Source organism: Rhizobium vallis (assembly GCF_003985155.1).
In the GTDB taxonomy this organism is placed as follows: Bacteria; Pseudomonadota; Alphaproteobacteria; order Rhizobiales; family Rhizobiaceae; genus Rhizobium; species Rhizobium vallis.
In genome coordinates this window covers 152,804-174,311 of sequence record NZ_ML133686.1, presented here as the reverse complement: position 1 = coordinate 174,311, position 21,508 = coordinate 152,804, and the positions used below count along the sequence as shown (strand labels likewise).

At 61.8% G+C, this 21,508-nt stretch carries 25 protein-coding genes; 7 read left to right on the top strand and 18 right to left on the bottom strand.

The window, feature by feature from the left end:
- Positions 1–50: 50 nt before the first annotated feature.
- The 4 genes from EFQ99_RS00895 to EFQ99_RS00880 all read right to left on the bottom strand — a co-directional run bounded on the left by EFQ99_RS00895 (position 51) and on the right by EFQ99_RS00880 (position 4,360).
- A complete protein-coding gene (locus tag EFQ99_RS00895) occupies positions 51–1,157 on the bottom strand; it encodes an ABC transporter ATP-binding protein (protein WP_126918784.1) in 1,107 nt (368 codons plus the stop codon).
- Between the two features lie 4 nt (positions 1,158–1,161).
- Positions 1,162–2,106, bottom strand: a complete 945-nt coding sequence (locus EFQ99_RS00890; RefSeq protein WP_126918783.1) for a carbohydrate ABC transporter permease — start codon at positions 2,104–2,106, stop codon at positions 1,162–1,164.
- A complete protein-coding gene (locus EFQ99_RS00885; RefSeq protein WP_126918782.1) occupies positions 2,099–3,004 on the bottom strand; it encodes a carbohydrate ABC transporter permease in 906 nt (301 codons plus the stop codon). The genes EFQ99_RS00890 and EFQ99_RS00885 overlap by 8 nt, the downstream gene beginning before the upstream one ends.
- A gap of 120 nt (positions 3,005–3,124) precedes the next feature.
- Positions 3,125–4,360 (bottom strand): ABC transporter substrate-binding protein, encoded by a 1,236-nt coding sequence (locus EFQ99_RS00880; protein WP_126918781.1) that lies wholly within the window; start codon positions 4,358–4,360, stop codon positions 3,125–3,127.
- Positions 4,361–4,813: 453 nt separating this feature from the next.
- On the opposite strand from EFQ99_RS00880, the gene EFQ99_RS00875 reads away from it, so the two are divergent.
- The 3 genes from EFQ99_RS00875 (at position 4,814) to EFQ99_RS00865 (ending at position 7,841) form a co-directional block, all read left to right on the top strand.
- Positions 4,814–5,857, top strand: coding sequence for a LacI family transcriptional regulator (locus tag EFQ99_RS00875; protein WP_126918780.1), 1,044 nt, complete (start codon positions 4,814–4,816; stop codon positions 5,855–5,857).
- A gap of 261 nt (positions 5,858–6,118) precedes the next feature.
- Positions 6,119–6,733, top strand: a complete 615-nt coding sequence (locus EFQ99_RS00870) for a C39 family peptidase (protein WP_126918779.1) — start codon at positions 6,119–6,121, stop codon at positions 6,731–6,733.
- Positions 6,734–6,764: 31 nt separating this feature from the next.
- A complete protein-coding gene (locus tag EFQ99_RS00865; protein WP_126918778.1) occupies positions 6,765–7,841 on the top strand; it encodes a D-alanine--D-alanine ligase family protein in 1,077 nt (358 codons plus the stop codon).
- 9 nt (positions 7,842–7,850) lie between these two features.
- Here EFQ99_RS00865 and EFQ99_RS00860 read toward each other — a convergent pair whose 3' ends face one another.
- The 5 genes from EFQ99_RS00860 to gndA all read right to left on the bottom strand — a co-directional run bounded on the left by EFQ99_RS00860 (position 7,851) and on the right by gndA (position 11,274).
- Complete coding sequence (locus tag EFQ99_RS00860; RefSeq protein WP_126918777.1) at positions 7,851–8,468, bottom strand: class I SAM-dependent methyltransferase; 618 nt, start codon at positions 8,466–8,468, stop codon at positions 7,851–7,853.
- Between the two features lie 78 nt (positions 8,469–8,546).
- Positions 8,547–9,056 (bottom strand): GNAT family N-acetyltransferase, encoded by a 510-nt coding sequence (locus EFQ99_RS00855; RefSeq protein WP_126918776.1) that lies wholly within the window; start codon positions 9,054–9,056, stop codon positions 8,547–8,549.
- Between the two features lie 57 nt (positions 9,057–9,113).
- Positions 9,114–9,413, bottom strand: a complete 300-nt coding sequence (locus tag EFQ99_RS00850) for a type II toxin-antitoxin system RelE/ParE family toxin (protein ID WP_126918775.1) — start codon at positions 9,411–9,413, stop codon at positions 9,114–9,116.
- Entirely contained in the window at positions 9,413–9,694 is a 282-nt protein-coding gene (locus EFQ99_RS00845; protein WP_126918774.1) for a ribbon-helix-helix domain-containing protein, read from the bottom strand. The genes EFQ99_RS00850 and EFQ99_RS00845 overlap by 1 nt, the downstream gene beginning before the upstream one ends.
- A gap of 128 nt (positions 9,695–9,822) precedes the next feature.
- Positions 9,823–11,274 (bottom strand): NADP-dependent phosphogluconate dehydrogenase, encoded by a 1,452-nt coding sequence (gene gndA / locus EFQ99_RS00840; protein ID WP_208722707.1) that lies wholly within the window; start codon positions 11,272–11,274, stop codon positions 9,823–9,825.
- A gap of 210 nt (positions 11,275–11,484) precedes the next feature.
- Between gndA and EFQ99_RS00835 the strand changes: the two genes are divergently transcribed.
- The 3 genes from EFQ99_RS00835 to EFQ99_RS00825 all read left to right on the top strand — a co-directional run bounded on the left by EFQ99_RS00835 (position 11,485) and on the right by EFQ99_RS00825 (position 13,096).
- Positions 11,485–12,267 carry a helix-turn-helix domain-containing protein gene (locus EFQ99_RS00835; RefSeq protein WP_126918772.1) on the top strand — a complete coding sequence of 261 codons (783 nt, stop codon included), beginning with the start codon at positions 11,485–11,487 and terminating at the stop codon, positions 12,265–12,267.
- A gap of 70 nt (positions 12,268–12,337) precedes the next feature.
- Entirely contained in the window at positions 12,338–12,736 is a 399-nt protein-coding gene (locus EFQ99_RS00830; protein WP_126918771.1) for an SRPBCC family protein, read from the top strand.
- Positions 12,737–13,096, top strand: a complete 360-nt coding sequence (locus tag EFQ99_RS00825; protein ID WP_126918770.1) for a VOC family protein — start codon at positions 12,737–12,739, stop codon at positions 13,094–13,096. It abuts the gene before it with no gap.
- A gap of 22 nt (positions 13,097–13,118) precedes the next feature.
- On the opposite strand, the gene EFQ99_RS00820 is transcribed toward EFQ99_RS00825, so the two are convergent.
- The 7 genes from EFQ99_RS00820 to EFQ99_RS00790 all read right to left on the bottom strand — a co-directional run bounded on the left by EFQ99_RS00820 (position 13,119) and on the right by EFQ99_RS00790 (position 19,508).
- Positions 13,119–13,817, bottom strand: a complete 699-nt coding sequence (locus EFQ99_RS00820; protein ID WP_208722706.1) for a PAS domain-containing protein — start codon at positions 13,815–13,817, stop codon at positions 13,119–13,121.
- A gap of 292 nt (positions 13,818–14,109) precedes the next feature.
- Positions 14,110–15,042: a lipid A biosynthesis lauroyl acyltransferase gene (locus tag EFQ99_RS00815; RefSeq protein WP_126918769.1), complete on the bottom strand. Its 933-nt coding sequence runs from the start codon at positions 15,040–15,042 to the stop codon at positions 14,110–14,112.
- 6 nt (positions 15,043–15,048) lie between these two features.
- Entirely contained in the window at positions 15,049–16,077 is a 1,029-nt protein-coding gene (locus EFQ99_RS00810) for a zinc-binding dehydrogenase (RefSeq protein WP_113320662.1), read from the bottom strand.
- 56 nt (positions 16,078–16,133) lie between these two features.
- Positions 16,134–17,420, bottom strand: coding sequence for a beta-ketoacyl-ACP synthase (locus tag EFQ99_RS00805; protein ID WP_126918768.1), 1,287 nt, complete (start codon positions 17,418–17,420; stop codon positions 16,134–16,136).
- An 11-nt stretch (positions 17,421–17,431) separates the two neighbouring features.
- Entirely contained in the window at positions 17,432–18,637 is a 1,206-nt protein-coding gene (locus EFQ99_RS00800; protein WP_126918767.1) for a beta-ketoacyl-ACP synthase, read from the bottom strand.
- The gene (locus EFQ99_RS00795; protein WP_126918766.1) at positions 18,634–19,116 is read right to left on the bottom strand and encodes a 3-hydroxyacyl-ACP dehydratase FabZ family protein; all 483 of its coding nucleotides are present in this window, start codon (positions 19,114–19,116) and stop codon (positions 18,634–18,636) included. The genes EFQ99_RS00800 and EFQ99_RS00795 overlap by 4 nt, the downstream gene beginning before the upstream one ends.
- A 113-nt stretch (positions 19,117–19,229) precedes the next feature.
- Entirely contained in the window at positions 19,230–19,508 is a 279-nt protein-coding gene (locus EFQ99_RS00790) for an acyl carrier protein (protein WP_003540486.1), read from the bottom strand.
- 374 nt (positions 19,509–19,882) lie between these two features.
- Between EFQ99_RS00790 and EFQ99_RS00785 the strand changes: the two genes are divergently transcribed.
- Positions 19,883–20,602, top strand: coding sequence for a Crp/Fnr family transcriptional regulator (locus EFQ99_RS00785; RefSeq protein WP_126918765.1), 720 nt, complete (start codon positions 19,883–19,885; stop codon positions 20,600–20,602).
- Here EFQ99_RS00785 and EFQ99_RS00780 read toward each other — a convergent pair.
- Both EFQ99_RS00780 and EFQ99_RS00775 read right to left on the bottom strand, forming a co-directional pair.
- Complete coding sequence (locus EFQ99_RS00780; RefSeq protein ID WP_126918764.1) at positions 20,592–21,020, bottom strand: L,D-transpeptidase; 429 nt, start codon at positions 21,018–21,020, stop codon at positions 20,592–20,594. The two genes, EFQ99_RS00785 and EFQ99_RS00780, sit on opposite strands and share 11 nt — an antisense overlap.
- A gap of 145 nt (positions 21,021–21,165) precedes the next feature.
- A complete protein-coding gene (locus EFQ99_RS00775; RefSeq protein WP_126918763.1) occupies positions 21,166–21,366 on the bottom strand; it encodes an ECs_2282 family putative zinc-binding protein in 201 nt (66 codons plus the stop codon).
- Between the last annotated feature and the right edge of the window lie 142 nt (positions 21,367–21,508).

Below are 21,508 nucleotides of genomic sequence, written 5' to 3'. Positions count from 1 at the left end.
CCGTGTGGAAGATAGGGCGGTGTCGTTGCCGACCCCGCCCGCAGAACTCGTTAGAGACGCAACTCGCTCTCGGCATCGAACACCGAGGCAACAGTCATGTCGAAGCTGAGCTTCACCTTGGCGCCGACACTGAAGCGGCGCGCGCCGTTGACGCGGACCGACATCGTGTGGCCGGCATGTTTCAGCCACAGAAGATTGTCGGCGCCCATCGGCTCCTCGATGTCGACGGTAGCGTCATGTTCTTCGCCGCCGGTATTCTCGTTGACCTTAATATGCTCGGGACGAACGCCGAGCACCACCTTGCGGCCGGGCTGCAGCGTCTCGCTTGCGTCGTATCCGGCGAGCGAGAAGTTGACGCCGTTGGCCCTAAAGGCAATGCCGTCGCCTGATTGGATCAGTTCGCCGCGCAGGAAGTTCATCGACGGCGACCCGATGAAGCCGGCAACGAAGAGATTGCGCGGCCTGTTGTAGATCGTCGTCGGGTCGTCGAGCTGCTGGATGATGCCGCTCTTCATTATGGCGATGCGGTCCGCAAGCGTCAGCGCTTCGATCTGGTCATGGGTGACGTAGATCATCGTGTTCTCTAGCGACTGGTGCAGGCGCTTGATTTCGACGCGCAGTTCCGAGCGCAGCTTGGCGTCGAGGTTGGACAGCGGCTCGTCGAAGAGGAAGACGTCGACGTCACGCACCAAAGCACGGCCGATCGCCACGCGCTGGCGCTGGCCGCCGGAAAGTTCGGCCGGCTTGCGCTTCAGAAGCGGCTGGATCTGCAGGATCTCGGCCGCGCGCGCCACGCGCTTGTCGATCTCGGCCTGCGGCACCTTGGCGACGCGAAGGCCGAAGGAGAGGTTCTTCTCGACCGTCATCTGCGGATAGAGCGCATAGGACTGGAAGACCATGCCGATGCCGCGGTCCTTCGGCTCCTCCCAGGTGACGTTCTTGCCCTTGATGAAGATCTGCCCTTCGGAAGCGTCGAGCAGGCCGGCGATGCAGTTGAGCAAGGTCGACTTGCCGCAGCCCGACGAGCCGAGCAGCACCAGGAACTCGCCGTCGTTGATGTCGAGGTTGAGATCCTTCAGCACGCTGACCGATCCGAAGTTCAGCGACAGATCCTTGATCGAGACGCTCGCATTGGAGACAGTGGAATTCATGTTCATGTGATCACCCCTTCACTGCGCCGGCGGCGATGCCGCGAACGAAAAGCCGTCCGGAGACGAAATAGACGATCAGCGGCACCAGGCCGGTGAGGATCGTTGCTGCCATGTTGACGTTGTATTCCTTCACGCCCTGAACGGAATTGACGATGTTGTTGAGCTGCACGGTCATCGGATAGGTATCCGGCCGGGTGAAGACCACGCCGAACAGGAAGTCGTTCCAGATGCCGGTCACCTGCAGGATCATCGCGACGACGAAGATCGGCAGCGACATGGGCAGCATGATCTGCAGGAAGATCTGCCAGAATCCCGCCCCGTCGACACGCGCCGCCTTGAACAGTTCTTCCGGCAGCGACACGAAGTAGTTGCGGAAGAGCAGCGTCAGGATCGGCATGCCGAAGATCGAATGCACGATGACGAGGCCAGTCAGCGTGCCGTAGATGCCGATTTCGCGCAGGATGATGACGATCGGATAGATCATCACCTGATAGGGAATGAACGCGCCGATGATGAGGATCGAGAAGAACAGCTCGGATCCCTTGAAGCGCCAGTTTGCCAGCGCATAGCCGTTCACCGAGGCGATGGCGATCGAGATGATCACCGACGGCACCGTGATGCGCACCGAATTCCAGAAACCGCGCGACAGGCCATCGCAGTTGAGGCCGGTGCAGGCCTCCGCCCAGGCCTTCACCCACGGTTCGAAGGTGATTTCCATAGGCGGCGAGAAGATGTTGCCAAGACGGATTTCCGGCATGCCCTTCAGCGATGTCACGACCATCACGTAGAGCGGCAGCAGATAATAAAGTGCAGCCACACCAAGCGTGCCGTAGAGCATGATATTGCGCGCCGACAGCGCACGGCGCGGCTTCTGCCCCCTTGGGCCTTCGCCGAGCCTCGGCGCGACCGCGTCGATGCCGGCTGCAGTGGTGTTGAGGGTCTCGATATTAGCCACGTTTGCGCCCTCCTCCGAATTCGAGATAGGCCCACGGAACGATGATGATCGCGACCGTAACCAGCATCATGGTCGATGCGGCGAAGCCCTGCCCCAGGTTCTGTGCCTGGAACATGTAGTCGTAGACGTATTTTGCCGGCACTTCCGAGGAGATACCGGGACCGCCCGATGTCTGCGCCACGACGAGGTCGTAGACCTTGACGATGCCGGAGGCGATGATGACGATCGTCGTGATGAAGACCGGCCGCATCATCGGGATGACGATGAGGAGATAGGTCTTCCACATCGGAATGCCGTCGACGCGCGCGGCCTTCCAGATATCCTCATCGATGCCGCGCAGACCGGCGAGCATCAGGCACATGACGAGCCCCGTTCCCTGCCAGAGCGCCGCGATCAGGATGCCGTAGATGACGATCTCGGGCGTATACAGCGGATTGAATGTGAAGCTCGTCCAGCCGAGCGAGCGCACCACCGATTGCACGCCGAATTCCGGGTTCAGAATCCATTGCCAGACGAGGCCCGTCACGATGAAGGACAGCGCGAAGGGATAGAGAAAGATGGTTCGGAAGGTGTTTTCGAAACGGATCTTCTGGTCCATCAGCGCGGCGAGCAAGAAGCCGATGACCAGGCTGAAGATCAGCGAGAGGATGCCGTAGAGGGCAAGGTTCTCGATCGCCGTCACCCATCGCGGCGCCGCCCAGAGGCGCTCATACTGATCGATGCCGACAAAGCTCAGCCGCGGAAGTAGCTTGGAATTCGTAAAGGAATAAAAGACCGTCCAGAACGTGCCGCCGACAAAAATCACCAGCGCTGTCAGGATCATCGGGATGGATGCAATCTTGGCATTCAGATTGCGCAGTAACTTGTTTGGCCGGCCTGCTTGCGCTTGACCCGTCATGAACACATCTCCTCACATCGCAGCTACGACCGGTAATGGCCGTCTTCCGTCCCTGCCCCGGAATCCGCCGGGAGGATCCGGCCCCGAAGAGCCGGATCGCAAGGGCAGCAAATCTGCCGATCAGTCAGCCGAAGCGATGATCTTGGCAAAACGCTTCTGCGCGTCTTCCGGCGTCATCGACGGATTGGCGAAGAATTCGGAGAAGAGGTCTTCCTTCTGCTTCTGGCTGTCGGCCGAAAGCAGCTGGTCGGTTCCCTGGATCACGTTGCCCTTCGCCAGGATATCGAGACCCTTCTTCATGCAGTCGTTGGCGGCGGCGAGATCGACGTCGGCACGAACCGGCAGCGAGCCCTTCTTCAGGTTGAAGGCAACCTGGGTCTTGGGATCGAGCAGGGTTTTGGCGAGCACGGCCTGCGCCTTGGATTTTTCCTCATCCTTCAGCAGCGGGAAGTAGAAGGCGTCACCACCGGTCGAGATGATTTCGTTCACGCCGAGGCCCGGCAGGCAGGTATAATCCTTGCCGGCGACCTGCTTGGCGACCTGGAATTCGCCCTGCGCCCAGTCACCCATGATCTGGCCGCCGGCCTTGCCCGTGATGACGAGGTTGGTCGCCTGGTTCCAGTCCTGGACGTTACTGCCCTTGGACATCTTGCGGGCGTCGTCGGCGGCCTTGAAGACCTTGGCGATCTCGGGGCCGGCTGCCACCGTGGCGTCCTTGTCCTTGAATACCTTGTTGAAGACGTCCTTGCCGGCAACAGCAACCATCAGCACGTCGAAGGCGCCTGTCGCCTGCCACGGCTGGCCGCCGACGGCGAGCGGAATGATGCCTGCCTTTTCAAGGGCCGGAGCGGAGGCGACAAACTCGTCCCAGTTCTTCGGAACCGCAACGCCCGCCTTCTTGAAGGCGGCGTTCGAAAGCCACAGCCACTGCCAGGAGTGGATGTTGACGGGAGCGCAGTAGATCTTGCCGTCGATCGTGCAGGAATCGAGCAGGCTCGACGGACGGATGATGTCCTTCCAGTGCTCGGCTGTGGCGACATCGGTGAGGTCACGCATCAGGCCGGCCTGAACGAGCTCCTCGGCCTGGCGGCCGTGGTTGAACTGGGTGGCGCCCATCGGGTCGCCGCCGGTGATGCGGCTGATCATGATCGGACGGGCGGTGCCGCCGGAACCGGCGATAGCGCCGTCGACCCAGTGGTTACCGGTGGCGTCGAATGCCTTTGCCAGCTCGGCGACGGCTGCGGCTTCACCGCCGGACGTCCACCAATGCGTGACTTCGAGATCGGTGGCGTTGGCGGCACCAAGCGGAAGCGCTGCCGAAGCGGCAAGCATGGCCGCCATCATACGGATTTTCATGAGTTCTCCTCCCTCACTGAAACGTTGCCGGAAAAACTTAGATCAATCGATTTCCACACGCAACTGCCCGCCTGTAAATTTTTCCTTAAAGATCGAGATTGCTACTTCTGACTGTTTCTGATCGGGCCACCACACCCGCTCAATCGGCGGCCAGAGAGGCTTTCTCGCATATGCGATATAGATGTAATAAATTGATACTCCACGATAAATATCGATTCACAATTTCGCCTCATATATCACGGCTTTCGCAGGTGCGGAAAAACCGAGTAAAAATCGCCGATTCAACCTATGCGGATGATGTTGCGACGCACACAAGAAAAAGCGCTCGACATTTCTACTGTATCGTTACAGATTGACTTCTTCAGGGAGGCGCGATTTTGGCAGGCGGCGGGCTTACGGCGCCTGAAAAAGCCTCTATAAGCGAGACCAATTCGCGCAGGGCGGCCTACAGGGATGGAAAACAAGGGAAATTTCGGACAAGCGGCATCGGCGCCGGTGACGCGCGAGCGCCCGACACTGAAGACGATCGCCTTCATGACCGGCCTTGGTGTGACGACGGTGTCGCGCGCGCTGAAGGATGCGCCTGACATCGGGGCGGAAACCAAGGAGCGGGTGCGCATGGTCGCCCGCCAGCTCGGCTACCAGCCGAACAGGGCGGGTGTGCGCCTGCGCACCGGCAAAACCAACGTGATTGCCCTCGTCCTCAGCATCGATGAGGAGATCATGGGCTTCTCGAGCCAGATGGTCTTCGGCATCTCCGAAGTCCTGTCCGGTACCCCCTATCATATCGTCGTCACGCCGCATTCCCACAGCAAGGACCCGATGCTGCCGGTGCGCTATATTCTCGACACCGGCTCGGCCGATGGCGTCATCATTTCGCGCATCGAGCCGGATGATCCGCGCGTGCGGCTCTTGACCGAGCGCGGCATGCCCTTTGCCACGCATGGGCGCACCGATGCCGGTCTCACGCATCCCTTCCACGATTTCGACAACGAGGCTTTCGCCCATCAGGCGGTGGAAAAGCTCGTCAAGCGCGGCCGGCGGCGCATTGCCCTGCTGCAGCCGCCGAGCAAGCTCACCTATTACGCCCATATCCGTATCGGCTTCCAGACCGGCCTGCACGATTACGGCGCCGAGGAAGTGCCGCTGCGCGTCAACACCGACGCCCCGCTTGCCGACATCCGCGACGTCGTCGAGGTGATGATGCGCTCGGGGAACGCTCCCGACGGCATCGTCTGTTCGGCCGGCAGCGCGGCCATCGCCGTCAATGCCGGCATCGAGGCCGCCGGCAAGGCGGTCGGCCGCGATCTCGACATGGTCTCCAAGCAATCCGTGCCAATCCTCAACTGGATCCGCCCCGAGATCATCACTGCCCAGGAAGACGTGCGTCAGGCCGGCCGCGAAATGGCCAAAGCCGTCATCGCCCGCATCGACGGGGTGGAGCCGGAACTGCTCCAGAGCATCAGCCAGCCGGTCTGGCCGGAGGGCGGCAGGTAGGCGGATTTGGAGCGGGAACACCTCCTTCCGCGCCCCTCAGAAGCGCTAATCTCTCCTCCGTCATTCCTGTGCTCGTCACAGGAATGACGGAGGGAAAGGTTGGCACATCCCAACAAGTCTCTCAAGCACACTCCATATGATCAGACAGATCCCGCGGTGCCTCTCTGCCAAGCATGATCTCATGGATGCAAGTGGCCATAGGCCCGAAAAAGCCAAGATTGCCAGCCATCTCACAGACGAGCCACGGGGGATATCGATAGAATGCAACAGAGCGGCGTGCCTTATTTCAGCCAATGGGAAACACCGGGCATGACGCTGCCGGTGCTTGCCGAGGGAACGCAGGCGCTGCTCGGCGATCCGCTGTGGCGCCATTCGGGAGCCGACACGATCGAGGAATATGCGCGCTGGGCGGTGAATGTCTGCGGCATGGCCTGCCTGAAGATGATCCTTGCCGCGCGCGGCGAGATCCATCCGACCCTCGAGCTTGCCCGCGCCTGCACTGCCTATGGCGGTTACGTCGTCAACGAAATCGACGCCTCGATTAAGGGGCTGATCTACGCGCCCTTCGTTCGCTTCGTCAGCGAGCGCTTCGGGCTCGGCGCCGAGACAATGACCGGGGTTACAACATCCGCCATTCCCGATCTCCTGTCGAAGCGGCGCTTCTTCATCGCCTCGGTGAATTCGGGCATCCGCTGGCCGGAGCGCGAGCCACCCTCGAAGGGCGGGCATCTCGTGCTGGTAACGGCTGCTTCGCCGGAGACGATCCGCTTCCACAATCCGTCCGGCCATGACGAGGCGAGCCAGGCCGACGTCACACTTCCCCTTGCCGTCTTCGATCGTTTCTTTGCGGGTCGCGGCATATCGATCGAAGCCTGACCCTTTCAACAGCAGATCATCAGGAGGTTTCATGACCCCTTCTCCCAACAGGCTGCGCATCGCCGTGCTCTTCGGCGGCCGCTCGGCCGAGCACGAGGTTTCGATCCTTTCGGCAACGAATGTCATGGGCGCGCTCAATCCCGAAAGATATGACGCCGTCCCCGTCTTCATCACCCGCGAGGGGCAATGGCTGCTGAGCAGCTTCGAGGACGGCGCGCTGGCGACACCTTCGTCAGGCACGGAAATCTGCCTCGTCCCGGGCGGCCGCGGCCGAATGCTGGCGATCGCGGCCCACGGCGCGCCGCATGAGCTTCGAGGGATCGACATCCTCTTTCCCGTGCTGCACGGCCCGCATGGCGAAGATGGATCGGTGCAGGGTGTGGCCGAGGTGGCGCGCGTGCCGCTCGCCGGCTGCGGCATCCTCGGCTCTGCCGCAGCGCTCGACAAGGATATCGCCAAGCGCCTGCTCAGAGCGGCTGGCCTGCCGGTGGCACACGCCGTGACAATCCATGATGGCGCCGTTCATTCATTCGCCGCGCTCGAAGCTGAACTCGGCCTGCCGCTATTCATCAAGCCGGCGCGCCAGGGTTCCTCCGTCGGCGTCGCCAAGGTCCATGCCAGCCAGGAATTTGCAGCAGCCCTCGCCGGAGGCTTCCGCCACGACCGCACGCTGCTCGCCGAGGAATTCATCGTCGGCCGCGAGATCGAATTCAGCGTACTCGAGGATACGACAGGCGAGCTTTTCGTCTCCCGGCCGGGCGAAATCGTGCCAGCGGAAAGCCATGGTTTCTACAATTACGACGCCAAATATGTCGATGAGAATGGCGCGGCGCTGAAAGTGCCGGTTGACCTGCCGCCGGAGGTCGAAACTGCCATGCGCGATGCGGCCGCCAAAGCCTTCCGGGCCGTCGGCTGCGACGGCATGGCGCGTGTCGATTTTTTCCTGACGCCGGACATGCGCTTCGTCATCAACGAGCTCAACACCATTCCCGGCTTCACCGACATCAGCATGTATTCCAAAGCGATGGCGGCAAGCGGCATCAGCTACGCCGAGATCATCGACCGATTGGTGGACCACGGCATGGCGCGCGCCGGTCGGGCAGGCTGAACCAAGCGTTCAGCGCCTCCTGAAAACGCACCACTGAAACCACTGCCGGCCTCCGCCGGGCGTCGTGTGCTCTTCCCGCCAGTCGCGTTCGAGCGCGAAGGCGGAGCCGAATTCCACCGCGAGGGCGGCTGCGTCATAACGCTGGACCGGCAAACCGCTGCAGCGTTCCGGTCCGTCAGGTGCGAAGGTCGCGATGATGACGACGCTGCCCGGCGCCGTGCCGGTTTCGAGCGCATGGCGATAGGCGAGCCGCTGCTCCGGCTCGGTGAGGAAATGAAAAACGGCGCGGTCGTGCCAAACATCATAGCGCCGGCCGGGTCGCCATTCGGTGACATCGGCCACGATCCAGGCGACCCGGCCGGCATCACCCTGCAACCGCGCCTTGGCGACATCCAATGCCGGCGCGGCAATATCGAGAATGGTGAGGTCGAACCAGCCGCGCTCGAGGAGGCGATCGGCAAGGCTCGACGCGCCGCCGCCGACGTCAATCAGCGCTGCGGTGGCCGGCAGTTGCAACTCCTCAAGCGCCCTGAGCGAAGGCTCCGGGGTCGGCTGGTACCAGCTGACGCTGTTGGCAGCTTTCGTGCGGTAGACTTCGTCCCAATGTTCCCGCTTCGTGACCATCATCCGCTGTCCCCATTTCTTGATCAACATATAGGGATTGAGCCATCTGCCACCAACCGCTCGTCGGCCCGTGAGCATGGCTCAGGAAGCGACGTGACGATAGACGAGATCGGCAGGATCGGTTCGTGGCGCTGCAGGATCGAGACGCGCCCCCAGCCGTTCCGCAACGGCAACGGATGCAGCATTGCCGGGCGCGATATAGCTGACGAGCGACGGCAGCTTGAGCGTCGCGAAGGCCCAGTCACGCAACGCGGAAGCCGCTTCGGTCGCATAGCCCCGGCCCTCATACCCATCGTAAACGAACCAGCCCAACTCCCTCTCCGGAAAGAGCGGCCCATGATTGATCCCCACCTGGCCGACGCATTTACCGGTTTCGGCAAGATCGACCATCAGCGCCCCATGTCCGAAAAGCTGCCAGAGTGCGATGTCGTGACAGAACATCCCCCAGGATGCCCGCAGGTCGAACGGGCCGCCCATGCCGACCGATCGCGGCGAGGCCATTAGTTGCGCGTATGCCGCAAAATCATCGATGTCAGGCATCCGGAGCCTAAGCCGCTCGGTTCGAAGGGTAATCGCGCCCGTTTCGGACATGTCATCGCTTTCTGCTGCCCAGGTTGGTGTGCCCCCCAGCCCGAGATGGTCCAAGGCTCATTCCTCGTAAAGGCGCAGCTCCTGTCCGCCAGATAAGATCCTGAGGATATAGACCGTTTCTCCTTCGACGATAAAAGCGATACTCAGGCTGCGCTCAAAGCCGACAATCCTTAGGCCATCACGAATCTCGTCCCGAACCGTTCCTCGCTGAGGAAAGATTTGAAAACCTTTCAAAAAAGCTTGAAGGCGCGCGACATAGCTTTGCGCAATAACCTCTCCTGCCACCGGCACGAGGTAGTCCAACAGCGCATCGACGTCGCGTTGAGCGGCGGCACTCAGCCTGACGGCGTATTTCATTATTTGGTCTTGGCTGCGATGGATTTGATGCGCTTGTTGAAACCTTCGAAGGCATCATCAAGGGATACTGTCCTCTCAGGATGAGCCTTAAGCTCATCGTAGACAGGTGCAACCTCTTCACGAAGCCAGCGCTCCACCGCGGCATCGCGCGCCGCAAGGGTGCGTAGCCCATCGCGAATAACTTCGCTTTCGGTGGCATACTCGCCCGAGGCGACCTTAGCCTTGACCATTTCAGCCATTTCGATAGGCAAGGTGATGCTTAGGGATTGGGTTGTTCGCATGGAATACCTCTCATCTCAGCATACTTATCGCACGGAACACGATTAAATCCTACCCTTTCCAGCCAGACGCGCCCCACGAAAAAGCCCGGCACGACGGCCGGGCTTCCTCGATGTCTTCTCGGCAAACCTCAGAAGGTCGAAGCACCGCTGCCCCAAGGGCCGTGATGGAAGTCCTTGCCGTCGAGACGGTCGAAGCCGTGGGCGCCGAAGAAGTCGCGCTGGGCCTGGATGAGGTTTGCCGTTCCCCTGCCCTGGCGGTAGGCGTCGAAATAGGTGAGCGCCGAGGTCAGCGCCGGCACGGGCAGGCCGGCCGAAATGGCGGCAGCGACGACGCGGCGAAGCGCCGGGATGGATTCCTTGACCATCTCGGAGAAGGCCGGCGTGACGATCAGGTTCGCGGCATCAGGAGCCTTGGTGAAGGCCGAGGTGATCTCGTCGAGGAACTGCGAGCGGATGATGCAGCCGGCGCGCCAGATGCGGGCGATCGTCGGCATCGGCAGCGACCAATTGAACTCGCGCGACGCTTCCGCCATCACAGCGAAGCCCTGCGCATAGGCGCCGATCTTGGCGGCGAAGAGCGCCAGTTCCAGATCCTTGTTGAGCTCCGGGCCGTAGGCGATCGGGAAAGACACGGCCTGGGTGCCGAAGATCTTCTCGGCGGCTTCGCGCTGAGACTTCATCGAGGAGATGCTGCGGGCGGCGACCGCGGCTTCGATCGCCGTCGCCGGAATACCCATGTTCTGCGCTTCGATCGCAGACCATTTGCCGGTGCCTTTCTGGCCGGCCTTGTCGAGGATCATGTCGACCATCGGGCCACCCGAGACAGGGTCGTTGGCGGCAAGCACCTTTTCGGAAATCTCGATCAGGTAGGAGTTCAGCCGGCCCTTGTTCCATTCGCCGAAAATGCCGGAGATATCGGAAGCGCTCTTGCCGAGGCCGTCGCGCAGGATGCCGTAGATTTCGGCGATCATCTGCATGTCGGCATATTCGATGCCGTTATGGATGGTCTTGACGAAGTGGCCGGCGCCGTCATCGCCGAGCCAGGCGACGCAAGGCTCGTCATTGTAGCGGGCGGCAATCGAGGTCAGCACCTTCTCGACGCGCTTCCAGGATTCCTCGGTGCCGCCGACCATGATCGACGGGCCGTGGCGCGCACCTTCCTCGCCGCCGGATACGCCCATGCCGATGAAGGTCAGATCGGTATTCTTCAGGCGGTCGAAGCGGGCGACGGTGTCGCGGAAATTGGCGTTGCCGGCATCGATCATGATGTCGCCCTTGGACAAATGCGGGCGCAGCAGCTCCATCTGCTGGTCGACGGCATCACCCGCCTTGATCATGATGATGATCGGGCGCGGCGGCCGGATCGCATCGACGAACTCCTCGATCGTCTTGCAGGGAATGATCTGCTTCTTCAGATCGCCGGCGCTTTCGTAGAATTCGTCGGTTTTCTCCGGCGTGCGGTTGAAGACCGCGATTTTATTGCCTTTCTCCGCGATGTTGAGCGCCAGGTTGGAGCCCATGACCGCAAGGCCGATCAGTCCGATTTCTGCCTTTTCCACGACAAACCTCCGATGTGTCATTTGGACCGGTGTTGTGGCACTGTCTCGATCAAACGGCAAGTCTGGCAAGGGTCTAATCGGTTCGCAAAAGCCGATGAAATTCAGCTTTGATGAGCCGACTTGTCCGACAACCGCCGATCGCGGTGAGAGCGGCAAGCGTCAAATTTTCGCACTCGACGTGCCCGCAACGCCCGATCTCATGGTATCATCGGCGCCTCGGGAGATCTCGCATTGGCACCGGAACAACGAAAAGAAACGGCCATGCTCGCGGCGAGCGCCGGCCGCTACCGCGAATTCGCCCCGCCGCCGGCGCTGCGACGCCATTTCAGCCGCCTCTGGTCGCATGCGCTCCGCGACGGGCCGCCGGCAAAGGTGGCGATCGTACCGGACGGTTATTGCGACCTCCTCTGGATCGGCGATCGCCTAGTCGTCGCCGGCCCCGACAGGACAGCGGCTTTTCCCGTCATCCGGCCAGGCACCACCGTCATCGGCGCGCGGTTTGCGCCAGGTGCTGCAGCATCCTGGCTGAAGACGCCGCTCTCGGCACTGGTCGGCCTCTCGGTGCCCCTCGCCGACATCGGCCGGAAAGACACCGCCGAATTCGAGGCGCGACTTCAGGATTGCTCGGACCCAGCCGCCGCCGCGATGCAGTTCGGCCGTCTGCTCGAAGAAGCCGCAAACGATGAAGAGGCGCCCACTGTGGATGCCGCCGTGATCTTTGCCGCCGCTGGCGGCGGCCGCCCGGCCTCAGGCTTGCTCGGCATAAGCGAGAGGCAGCTGCGCCGCCGCTGCCACCATCATTTCGGATACGGCGCCAAGACGCTGGAACGGATCCGCCGGTTCCAGCGTTTCCTCGGCTTATGCCGCAGTTCGGACACAATGCCGCTCGCCCGTCTTGCGCTCGAAGCGGGTTTTGCCGACCAGGCCCATATGACGCGCGAGGTCGGCGACCTCTCGACGCTGACGCCCGCTGTCATTCTCGATCAGCTCGGCATGCGAAAAACATCCGGCTGACCGTTTTGTTCAAGACGCAGCCGGCCGGTCTGTTATTCCAGGCACACCAGATGCGAAGGACCTGCGAGCCATGCCGACAATGCCTGCGAAAATCATCCACCGGTCCATCGAGCGCGATTGGCGCGACGTCTATGAGTTCGCCGGCAAGCCCGAGAACATGCCGCTCTGGGCCTCCGGCCTTGCGAGCGGCCTCGATCCCGATGGCGCCGACTGGATCGCCCACGGCGCTCTCGGCAGCGTCAAGGTGAGCTTCGTGCCGCCCAATGAATTCGGCGTGATCGACCATACGGTGACGATCGCGTCCGGTTTAAGGGTCTATAATGCGCTCCGCATCGTGCCGAACGGCGATGGCTGCGAGGTCATGTTCACGCTGCTGCGGCTGCCCGGCATGACCGACGCACAGTTTCTGGCGGATGCCGCCCATGTCGAGAAGGATCTCGCCATGTTGAAAGCCCTGATGGAGAGATAGATGGCAGAAAAGACCGAAAACCACGATCGCCGCATCGATTATGTCGAATTCAACGTCGCCGATATCGCCGCCGCCAAAGCCTTTTACGGCTCCGCTTTCGGCTGGCGCTTTACCGATTACGGCCCGAACTACTGCGAATTCGACGATGGCCGGCTGAAGGGCGGCTTCACCGATTTCGGCCCCGTGCGGCCGGGCGGCCCGCTTGTCGTCGTCTATGCCAGGGATCTGGAAGAGGTGTTGACTTCGGTCGAGAAGGCCGGAGGCACGATCTGCCGGCCGATTACCGATTTCCCCGGCGGCCGCCGCTTCCATTTCCTCGACCGTGACGGTTACGAACTTGCGGTCTGGGCGAGCGCATAGGGGCGCGGATGTCAGCCTTCGGTTACCGACCGAGGTCTTCCATGACGAGCAGCGCGCCGATCACCGTGCCGCTTGCATCCCGCAGCGGCGACATGCGGCAGCGCACCTGCCGCGGTCCGGCATCTTCGGTCGGCCGCTCATAGACATAGTCGATCTGCTCGCCGGCAAAACAAGCGTCGAGCTTCTGCTTGGCGCATTGCGCAAACCGCTCCTCGCCGATGAATTCGGAAACATGGCGGCCGATCAGTTCCATCGGCTTCCGGTTCAGATGGGCGCTGTTTGCCGGATTGGAATAGAGATAGCGATAGTCCCGGGTCAGCACCGCGACGCGATCCGGCAGGCTTTCTAGAATCGCCGCGTTGAGGAACTGGCCGTTATCGGTATCCGGCACATAGGCCGCCGGCGGCTCGATGCGCACGTCCTGCGGCGAGGGCCGCCAGTCCGGCGCATGCGTGCCGAAATAGCGCTCGAGCAGGTAGGAAAGCACCGTCGTGTGCTCGGCAACGCTCGCACTGTCATCGGCGTCCCGGGCAATGAGATGGCTTACAAACTGAAGTTGCATATAGACTTCGAGCAGATTGTCTGCCCGACAGGCAAGGATGGCCTCGACCAGCGGCTCGACATGGCGGTCGAGCGCCGTGACGCGCTGGTCGTCACCCAGGCGTATGGCTTCCTCTATTTGCGTGCAACGCAAGGAAAAGGCTCGAAAAAGCTCCAGCAAGACGCCCCCAACTCCCATTTCCCAAGAGACGAGCCCGAAACCAGCCACGGCTGCGCTTAGCAAAAAATACGCCCTGTGATGGACTTTATTCGCGTCTTGGTGGTGACGGGTAACATGAAGCGTACTCCGTTTCAATCCGAGCGCACCTGCCGCTTTTCACCGCTGATAAATAAGGGTTGGCTTTTGTAAGAGAGCATGTCGCACAACACTGTGCAGTCGTTTTGCAGTAACGACATGTGTAAAAACAACGACCTGAAGCAAACGGAGCGAATCTGAAAGATTGCGGCGCGCGCTAGGCAAGCGTCTTCTTGATGTGCCAGCGGTCGTGATACCAGAGCCACTGTTCGGGATATTCGCGCACCCAGCTTTCTACCTTGTCGTTGAGCAGCTGTGCAGCGGCCGGCAGGTCGAGATTGCCCTTGGCATCGCGCGGCATTTCCAGCCGCGGCTCGATTTCCAGCCTGTAGCGGTTTCCGGGCAGCCGGATACAGCGGGCGGGATAGACCTCGCAGTTGAACTGGCGCACCAGCTTCGGCAGCAGCGGGTTGGTCTTCACATCACGCCCGAAGAAGGTGCCCTTCAGTCCCTTGCGGAACTTCTGATCGACGAGAACGCCCACGCCCTGCCCCGCTTCCAGCTGGCGGGCGAGTGCGAAGGATGAGCCGGCATGCGAGGGCACCAGCTTGCCCATGCGCGCGCTCCTGAAATCGAACACCTTCTTGGCGATATAGGGATTGTTCGGCGGCCGGAAAAGCACGGTCACGGTCATCCCGAAGGCAGCCGCCGCCACCGGCAGAAGCTCGAAATTGGCGGTATGGCCGGTGAAGACGATAAAGGGACGCGGATTGTCGCGTAGGTCGATGAAGGTCGGAATGCCCGACACCTCCACCCTGCCCGGCTCGGTTTGCTCGGGATCGAAATCGAAGAGCTGGTCGAGGAAGACATATTCGGCGGCGAGCCGGCCCATGTTTCCCCAGCTACCGATCGCGATTTCCTCGATCTCGGCCTCGCTCTTCTCAGGAAAGGCGTTGCGCAGATTGGTCAGCATCAGCCGGTGGCGGCGGGTCCGCGGGCCGATGCGGCGCATCATCCCGTCGGCGAAGCGGATGGCGCCATCGGCCGGAAACAGCTTCAGGAAATTCAGGAAGCCGAACATCACCTGCGCTACCAGCCATTGCTGGAAATTCCTGAGCGCCAGAACGATCCGGGTGATGAACAGCTTCACGTGAGGTCAATCCATCTTCAGGATGATCTTGCCGAAGATCTGGCGCGTTTCCATTCGCTCCAGCGCCCGGTCGATATCGTCGAAGCTGACTTCGGTGTCGATGACCGGATGGACGAGCCCGCGGCCCATCTTCTGCATGGCGTCAGCCATGTTCTCCATGCGGCAGCCGAAGGAGCCGAGCAGCTTCAGCTGCTGCTGGAAGAGCATCATCAGGTTCATCTCGGTAGAAACGCCCGAGGTCGAGCCGCAGGTGACGAGCCGCCCGCCGCGCTTCATGCAGAGCATCGAGCCCGCCCAGGTATCCTTGCCGACATGTTCGAAGACGACGTCGACGCCCTTCTTCTTGGTGAGCTTGCGCACCACGCCCTCGAAGCGGTCGGTGCGGTAGTTGATGACGTGATCGGCGCCAAGCGCCTTGGCCTTCTCGATCTTGTCGTCGGAACCCACGGTGGTGATGACGGTGCAGCCGATCTTCTTGGCAAGCTGGATCGCCGCCGTGCCGATGCCCGAGCCACCGGCATGAACGAGGATCGTTTCGCCGGGTTCGAGCTTGGCATTGTCGAACAGCATGTGCTCGACCGTGCCGAAGGTGACGGGCGCAAGTGCTGCACCGATCGCATCGACACCGGGAGGCGCCGGAACGAGCAGACGCGCGGGAAGGTTCACCTTCTCCTGCGCAAAGCCGTCGAGATGGAAGCCGTGCACGCCGGAGACATGTTCGCAGAGATTGTCGCGGCCTTCACGGCAGGGTCGGCAGAGGCCGCAGGTGCGCGCGCCGTAGATCGAGACGAGTTGACCGGGCAGCACGTTCGCAACGCCCGGGCCGATCGCTTCGACGACGCCGGAGGCTTCCGCACCGATGACCAGCGGCATCTTGCGCTTGGCAAAGGCCATGCCGCGCCAGCCCCAGACGTCGATATGGTTGAGCGCCACCGCCTTGACGCGCAGCGTCACCTCGCCGGCGCCAGGGGCGTCGGGTTCCGGCAGGTCGGTGATTTCAAGCTTGCGGTCGTCGATCAGTTGCAAAGCGCGCATGGCAAAATCCCTCGCCTTCTAGGCGGTCTTCTTATCCTGAAATTGTCGGGAACCGCTTAAGCCGGTTCGAGCGCCATGACAAGGCTGGCATTCTGACCGCCGAAACCGAAGGAGTTGGAAAGCACGGCCGAAACCTGGGCTTCCCGCTTCTTGTTCGGCACGACATCGAGCACGATCGACGGATCGGGATTGGTGTAGTTGATCGTCGGCGGCAGCGTTCCCGTCAGCATGGTCTGCAGAGAGAACACTGCCTCGACCGCACCCGCCGCCGTCAGCGTATGGCCGATCATCGACTTGTTGGATGAGACAGGAATGCCGACCAGCTTCTCGCCGAAGACGGCAGACATCGAGCCATATTCCATCTTGTCGTTTTCAGGCGTCGAGGTGCCGTGCGCGTTGATATAGCCGATATCGGCCTCGCTCATGCCGGCATCGGCAAGGGCCGCGCGGATCGTTGCGATTGCCGGAGCGCCATCCGGCGACGACCGGGTGCGATGGAAGCTGTCGGCCTTGTCGCCGGCGCCCTTCATGATACCGAGAACCTTGGCGCCGCGGGCAACCGCTGCTTCCAGCGATTCCAGCACCAGCGTGGCAGCACCCTCGGCGATGACGAAGCCATCGCGATCCTTGCTGAACGGCTTGGAGGCCTTGGTCGGCGGATCGTTCTGCGTCGAGAGGGCTGACAGCAGCGAGAAGCGGATCAGCGCCTCGGCGCTCAGCGACCCGTCGGTCGCGACCGTCAGCGCCCGCGTCGTGCGGCCCTGGCGGATCGCCTCGATGCCGAGTTGAATCGCGGTGACGCCCGATGCACAGGCCGTCGACAGCGTCACGGGAAGGCCGCGCGTGCCGAACCGGTCGGCAAGGCGCTCGGAAATCGCACCGAACAGTGCCGCTTCGTGGAAGGCGGGATCCGGCCGCTGGCGTAGCGCCGTCAGGAAACGCTCATAAGCATCGCCGGGACGTTCCGATGCGGGCGAACGGTCGGCAAGTTCGAAACGCGCGCTCCATTCCGGCTCGATCGGCGGCGCAGCGAGGAAGAGCGGACCGTTGAAATCGCCGGAAAGGCCGGCATCGGCAAGCGCCTCGATCGTCGTTTCCCGCGCAAAGGCATAGGAGCGTTCGACCGCATTCGGCGCCGGAATGCCGATGAAATCGACAGTGCCGGCGATCCGCGTCGACAGGCCTTCGGTCGGGAAGCGGTTGATCGCGTGGATGCCTGACGTACCGGAAGAAAGGGCCGCCCAGTTGTCGGAAAGACCCTGGCCGAGCGAGGTGATGATGCCCATGCCCGTGACGGCGACGATCGGACGGCCGAGATGATCTCTGTAAGCGGAAGCTGTCATGTCCTTACTCCTCACGCATCTGCGGAAAGAACGGCGACGCCCTCGCCGCGCTGGTGTCCGACCGTGGTCACCACAGCGGCCGTCGTCCCTGCCCGCATCGGCGCCTCATGGGCGGCATCGAAGGGCGGAACCTTGGCCTTGCCGTCGATGGCAAGGGCTGCGAGCGCCAGACCGAGCGTGAACTGCGTCTCGATCGTATGGCCGGCAACACCGCCGAAACCGCGGATCGCAACGTCAGGCAATTGATGTTCGAGCACCGCCCGCTCTCGGGCGGCAAGGTCGTGCATGCCGGTCGAGCCGGAAAAGATCGCCGTGCTTTCAGCGGCAAGCCCGGCGGCCGGCGCCAGAAGCCGCTCCAGCCGCACTTCGAGATTGCCGGCATTGCGGTTGCCGCGGTCGCCTTCGACCGCGTCGATGACGGCATAGATATGGGCGCCGCGGGCTTCCGCATGCTTGCGCGATTCCAGCACCAGGAAGGCGCCGGCCGAACCGGTGATCATGCCGCCGCCGTCGCTCGGCCTGCGCGACCAGAGCGGCACCCAGCCGCCACGCGCATGGGCGCCGATCGCCTCGGTAAGCAGGATCATGTCGGGACGCTCGGCCGCAAAGGCGCCGCCAACCAGCGCATGCGAGGATTCGCCCGACTTGATGCGCCAGAAGGCAGTCTCGACGGCCGAGATGCCGGCCGCCTCCTCGCCCATGAAGGTGCGCGAAGAGCCGGTGACCTTATGCACGATCGAGATATTGCCGGCGAGCAGGTTGGAGAGCTGGGCGAGGAACAGCGTCGGACGCAGCTCCGTCGTCAGCTTCTCGTTCAACAGCAGTTCGCGGTCGTTGCGCTTCAGCGCCTCGTCGACGATCAGCGTATCGACGTTGATGTCACGCTCGCCGCCGCCGGCCGCCACGATCATGTCCATCGTGCCGCAGGCTTCGATATCGTCCTTGAAGCCGGCATCGTCGAGCGCCAGTCCGGCGGCGAAAACGCCGATGCGCTGCCAGTTTTCCATCTGCCGCTGGTCGCCACGCTTGGCGATCTGCTGCGACCAGTCGATCTCAGGCAGCGGATGCACCGGATAGGGTTTGAATTTCTCGGTCTCGACGATCGCCTTCGGCGTGCTTTCGGCCGAAAGCAGCGCGATATGCGCATCCTTGCCGACGCCCTGACAGGTGACGATGCCGACGCCCGAGATGACGACGTCGTTTGCAGCCTTGCTCATCCAACCACTCCCTGCGCCGCGATCGCTTCGAGAAGCCCGATCTCGCTGGCGCGTTTTTTCACGATATCGCCAAGCGGAACCTCGCTGAAGGGCATGGTGCGCAGTTTAAGCTGCGCATCGCAAACCTTCTTGCCGCCGCTGGTGATTCTGGCCTTGGTGACGGCGAAACCCGAACCGTCGTGCTCCAGCACCGCCTCGATATCGAGCACGGCTTCCGGCTCGACGAAGGTGCGCATCTTGGCGCCGTCGACCGACATCAGGAAAGGCATGGCGGCAAAATCGGTGACGGCAAGCACCAGCATGCCGGAAGCCTGCGCCATGGTCTCGATCAGCAGCACGCCGGGAACGAGCGGCATGCCGGGAAAATGGCCTTCGAAGACAGGGCTTTTGGCCGGCACGACGGATCGAGCCGAAAGCACGCCCTTCTTCAGGTCTACCGCTTCAACGCGGTCAATCATCTGGAAATATTCCAGCAGCATTCGGATCCTCCGGCCCAACGCGCAAAAGCCCTGGGAAGGCCTACTTAGGAACAAAATCGCCCGGCCGCCATATCAACGGCGGCAGGGCGTGAAAAAAAGACGATGGTGTCGCTTCAGGCCTTGGCTGCTTTGAGCTCGTCGATCTTGGCGCAGAGGTTCTTCAGCACGAAATATTCTTCGGTGGAAACCTTGCCCTCGTTGACTTCCTGCGTCCACTTTTCGAGCGGGATCTTGATGCCGAATTCCTTGTCGATCGCAAAGACGATGTCGAGGAAATCGAGGCTGTCGATACCGAGGTCGTCGATCGTATGGCTTTCCGGCGTGATCGTGGCGCGATCGATCTCGCTGGTTTCTGCAATAATGTCGGCAACTTTATCGAATGTAGCGGTCACGCGCTGTACCTCATGAAATGACGATTTAAACCCCCTCATAGGCAAATCCATTTCAAAAGCCAATGCTTTCGTCCCGGCGTTGCGGCAATTTGGCAATGAGGTGTTGCCTAAACAGCAATCGAAACCGGCCTTTGGGAAGCGCGGCACGGGCGCCGAGACCGAGGGAGCGTTCCGCCGCCGAGGTGAAGAGCTGCCCGAATCAAGCCGGCGAATGCCGCCGCGCAGCGGGAGCGCCGCGAACATTGGTGAACTTTGATCTGAATCAAATCGTCATCCCGGCCATTTGATAATCATCAAGCCGCGCCGGAATCGCGGCAACTGCGATTGTGGCGCAATCGGTCGGGCAAGCCTCCGGCATGTTGAAGGAACAGGACATGGATGTCGCAAGCAGTGAGGTTTTCGAGGCCGTCGTTCCCCTCGCCTGCCGTTCCTGCCAGGCGCGGCACGGCGTCGTCTGCGGCGCCTTGTCGAACGACCAGTTGAAGGAACTTAACCGCCACTCGCTACGCCGCAAGGTCGATGCCGGCTGCGAGATCATCGCTCAGGGGTCGGAAAGCTCTTTCTATTCGAACATCATGCGCGGCGTGGTGAAGCTCTGCAAGGTGATGCCGGATGGACGCCAGCAGATCGTCGGCCTGCAATTCGCCCCCGATTTCGTCGGCAGGCCCTTCGTGCGCGAAAGCGCGCTGTCGGCCGAGGCTGCGACCGATGCCGAAATCTGCGTCTTCCCCCGCAACCTGCTCGACCGCATGATATCGGAGACGCCGGAACTGCAGCGCAGCCTGCACGACCAGGCTCTGAGGGAACTGGATGCCGCGCGCGAATGGATGCTGACGCTCGGCCGGCGCACGGCGGAAGAGAAGGTCGCAAGCCTGCTCCATCTCATCGCCACCCACGCAGAGCCGCAGACGGCAACGTGCACCGCCTTCGACCTGCCGTTATCGCGCGCCGAGATCGCCGATTTCCTCGGGCTGACGATCGAAACCGTCAGCCGTCAGATGACCAAATTCCGCAAGCAGGGCGTCATCCTGATCGAGAACTCCAGACACATCATCGTTCCCGATATGGATGAGCTGGAGAGGATTACCGCGTAATGACAACGCGGGTATTGGCAAGGCCGGCCTGCCGCGCCAGCGAGAAGAACTGCGCCGCGTTATCGGGATGCAGGCGGACGCAGCCATGCGAGGCGGGCGTGCCCAGGCGCTTCAGGTCGTAGGTGGCGTGAACGGCATAACCGCCGTTGAAGAAAACCGCATAGGGCATGGGTGCATTGTCGTATTTCCGCGAACGGTGATCGCGCGACAGCCACTTAGCGCTCCATGAACCGGTCGGCGTGACATAGCCGTTTCGCGCGGTCGAAACCTTCCAGCGATACTTCACCCAACCGTTCTCGGTGACGGTCATCGTCTGCCTGCCGATGCTGATATTGGCAACCAGGCTTGCTGCCTCAGCGGCAACCGGAGAAAACTGCAGCAATAAACTTGCGGCCGCGGCCGCCCAAATCGTCTTCATGATAACCCCTCTTCGCACTCGCGCAGTTTTAACTGCACCCTCACGATAGAGAGACTACGGCAATACTGATTATATAGCTTTAACCCGAATGGTAATCACAATTCTAACAGGCCAAAGCGGAAGTAAGCAGCAAACAGCAGCTTGCTCACTGAAGCTTGCGCGCCGCCGAAGGCTGCTTGAGCTGCTGATAGGCCTTGTTCATCTTCTCGCGGATCGACGCCATCGTACCGAGATTATGCCCGCAGGCGGCACAGGTGATGATGTCGGTCTCCCGGATCTCTTCCCGCTCGAACCTCATCTTGGTGCTCTTGCACTTCGGGCACGGTAATTCAACCTGAACTGTCATCGCTCTGCTTCCGGTATGATTGGATATGAGGCGCTTCGCATAAACGTTTGAGTGCGGCGTGTCCACAGGCAGGACTGTACCGTGTGACACCCCCCTCTGCCCTGCCGGGCATCTCCCCCACAGGTGGGGAGATCGGCAAGAG

Excerpts from the sequence above, each read along its gene's own strand:
- EFQ99_RS00895 (WP_126918784.1), bottom strand. The coding sequence starts at position 1,157 with ATGAACATGAATTCCACTGTCTCCAATGCGAGCGTCTCGATCAAGGAT.
- EFQ99_RS00885 (WP_126918782.1), bottom strand. The coding sequence starts at position 3,004 with ATGACGGGTCAAGCGCAAGCAGGCCGGCCAAACAAGTTACTGCGCAAT.
- EFQ99_RS00880 (WP_126918781.1), bottom strand. The coding sequence starts at position 4,360 with ATGAAAATCCGTATGATGGCGGCCATGCTTGCCGCTTCGGCAGCGCTT.
- EFQ99_RS00875 (WP_126918780.1), top strand. The coding sequence starts at position 4,814 with ATGGAAAACAAGGGAAATTTCGGACAAGCGGCATCGGCGCCGGTGACG.
- EFQ99_RS00870 (WP_126918779.1), top strand. The coding sequence starts at position 6,119 with ATGCAACAGAGCGGCGTGCCTTATTTCAGCCAATGGGAAACACCGGGC.
- EFQ99_RS00865 (WP_126918778.1), top strand. The coding sequence starts at position 6,765 with ATGACCCCTTCTCCCAACAGGCTGCGCATCGCCGTGCTCTTCGGCGGC.
- EFQ99_RS00860 (WP_126918777.1), bottom strand. The coding sequence starts at position 8,468 with ATGATGGTCACGAAGCGGGAACATTGGGACGAAGTCTACCGCACGAAA.
- EFQ99_RS00855 (WP_126918776.1), bottom strand. The coding sequence starts at position 9,056 with ATGTCCGAAACGGGCGCGATTACCCTTCGAACCGAGCGGCTTAGGCTC.
- EFQ99_RS00850 (WP_126918775.1), bottom strand. The coding sequence starts at position 9,413 with ATGAAATACGCCGTCAGGCTGAGTGCCGCCGCTCAACGCGACGTCGAT.
- EFQ99_RS00845 (WP_126918774.1), bottom strand. The coding sequence starts at position 9,694 with ATGCGAACAACCCAATCCCTAAGCATCACCTTGCCTATCGAAATGGCT.
- gndA (WP_208722707.1), bottom strand. The coding sequence starts at position 11,274 with ATGACACATCGGAGGTTTGTCGTGGAAAAGGCAGAAATCGGACTGATC.
- EFQ99_RS00830 (WP_126918771.1), top strand. The coding sequence starts at position 12,338 with ATGCCGACAATGCCTGCGAAAATCATCCACCGGTCCATCGAGCGCGAT.
- EFQ99_RS00825 (WP_126918770.1), top strand. The coding sequence starts at position 12,737 with ATGGCAGAAAAGACCGAAAACCACGATCGCCGCATCGATTATGTCGAA.
- EFQ99_RS00810 (WP_113320662.1), bottom strand. The coding sequence starts at position 16,077 with ATGCGCGCTTTGCAACTGATCGACGACCGCAAGCTTGAAATCACCGAC.
- EFQ99_RS00805 (WP_126918768.1), bottom strand. The coding sequence starts at position 17,420 with ATGACAGCTTCCGCTTACAGAGATCATCTCGGCCGTCCGATCGTCGCC.
- EFQ99_RS00800 (WP_126918767.1), bottom strand. The coding sequence starts at position 18,637 with ATGAGCAAGGCTGCAAACGACGTCGTCATCTCGGGCGTCGGCATCGTC.
- EFQ99_RS00795 (WP_126918766.1), bottom strand. The coding sequence starts at position 19,116 with ATGCTGCTGGAATATTTCCAGATGATTGACCGCGTTGAAGCGGTAGAC.
- EFQ99_RS00785 (WP_126918765.1), top strand. The coding sequence starts at position 19,883 with ATGGATGTCGCAAGCAGTGAGGTTTTCGAGGCCGTCGTTCCCCTCGCC.
- EFQ99_RS00780 (WP_126918764.1), bottom strand. The coding sequence starts at position 21,020 with ATGAAGACGATTTGGGCGGCCGCGGCCGCAAGTTTATTGCTGCAGTTT.
- EFQ99_RS00775 (WP_126918763.1), bottom strand. The coding sequence starts at position 21,366 with ATGACAGTTCAGGTTGAATTACCGTGCCCGAAGTGCAAGAGCACCAAG.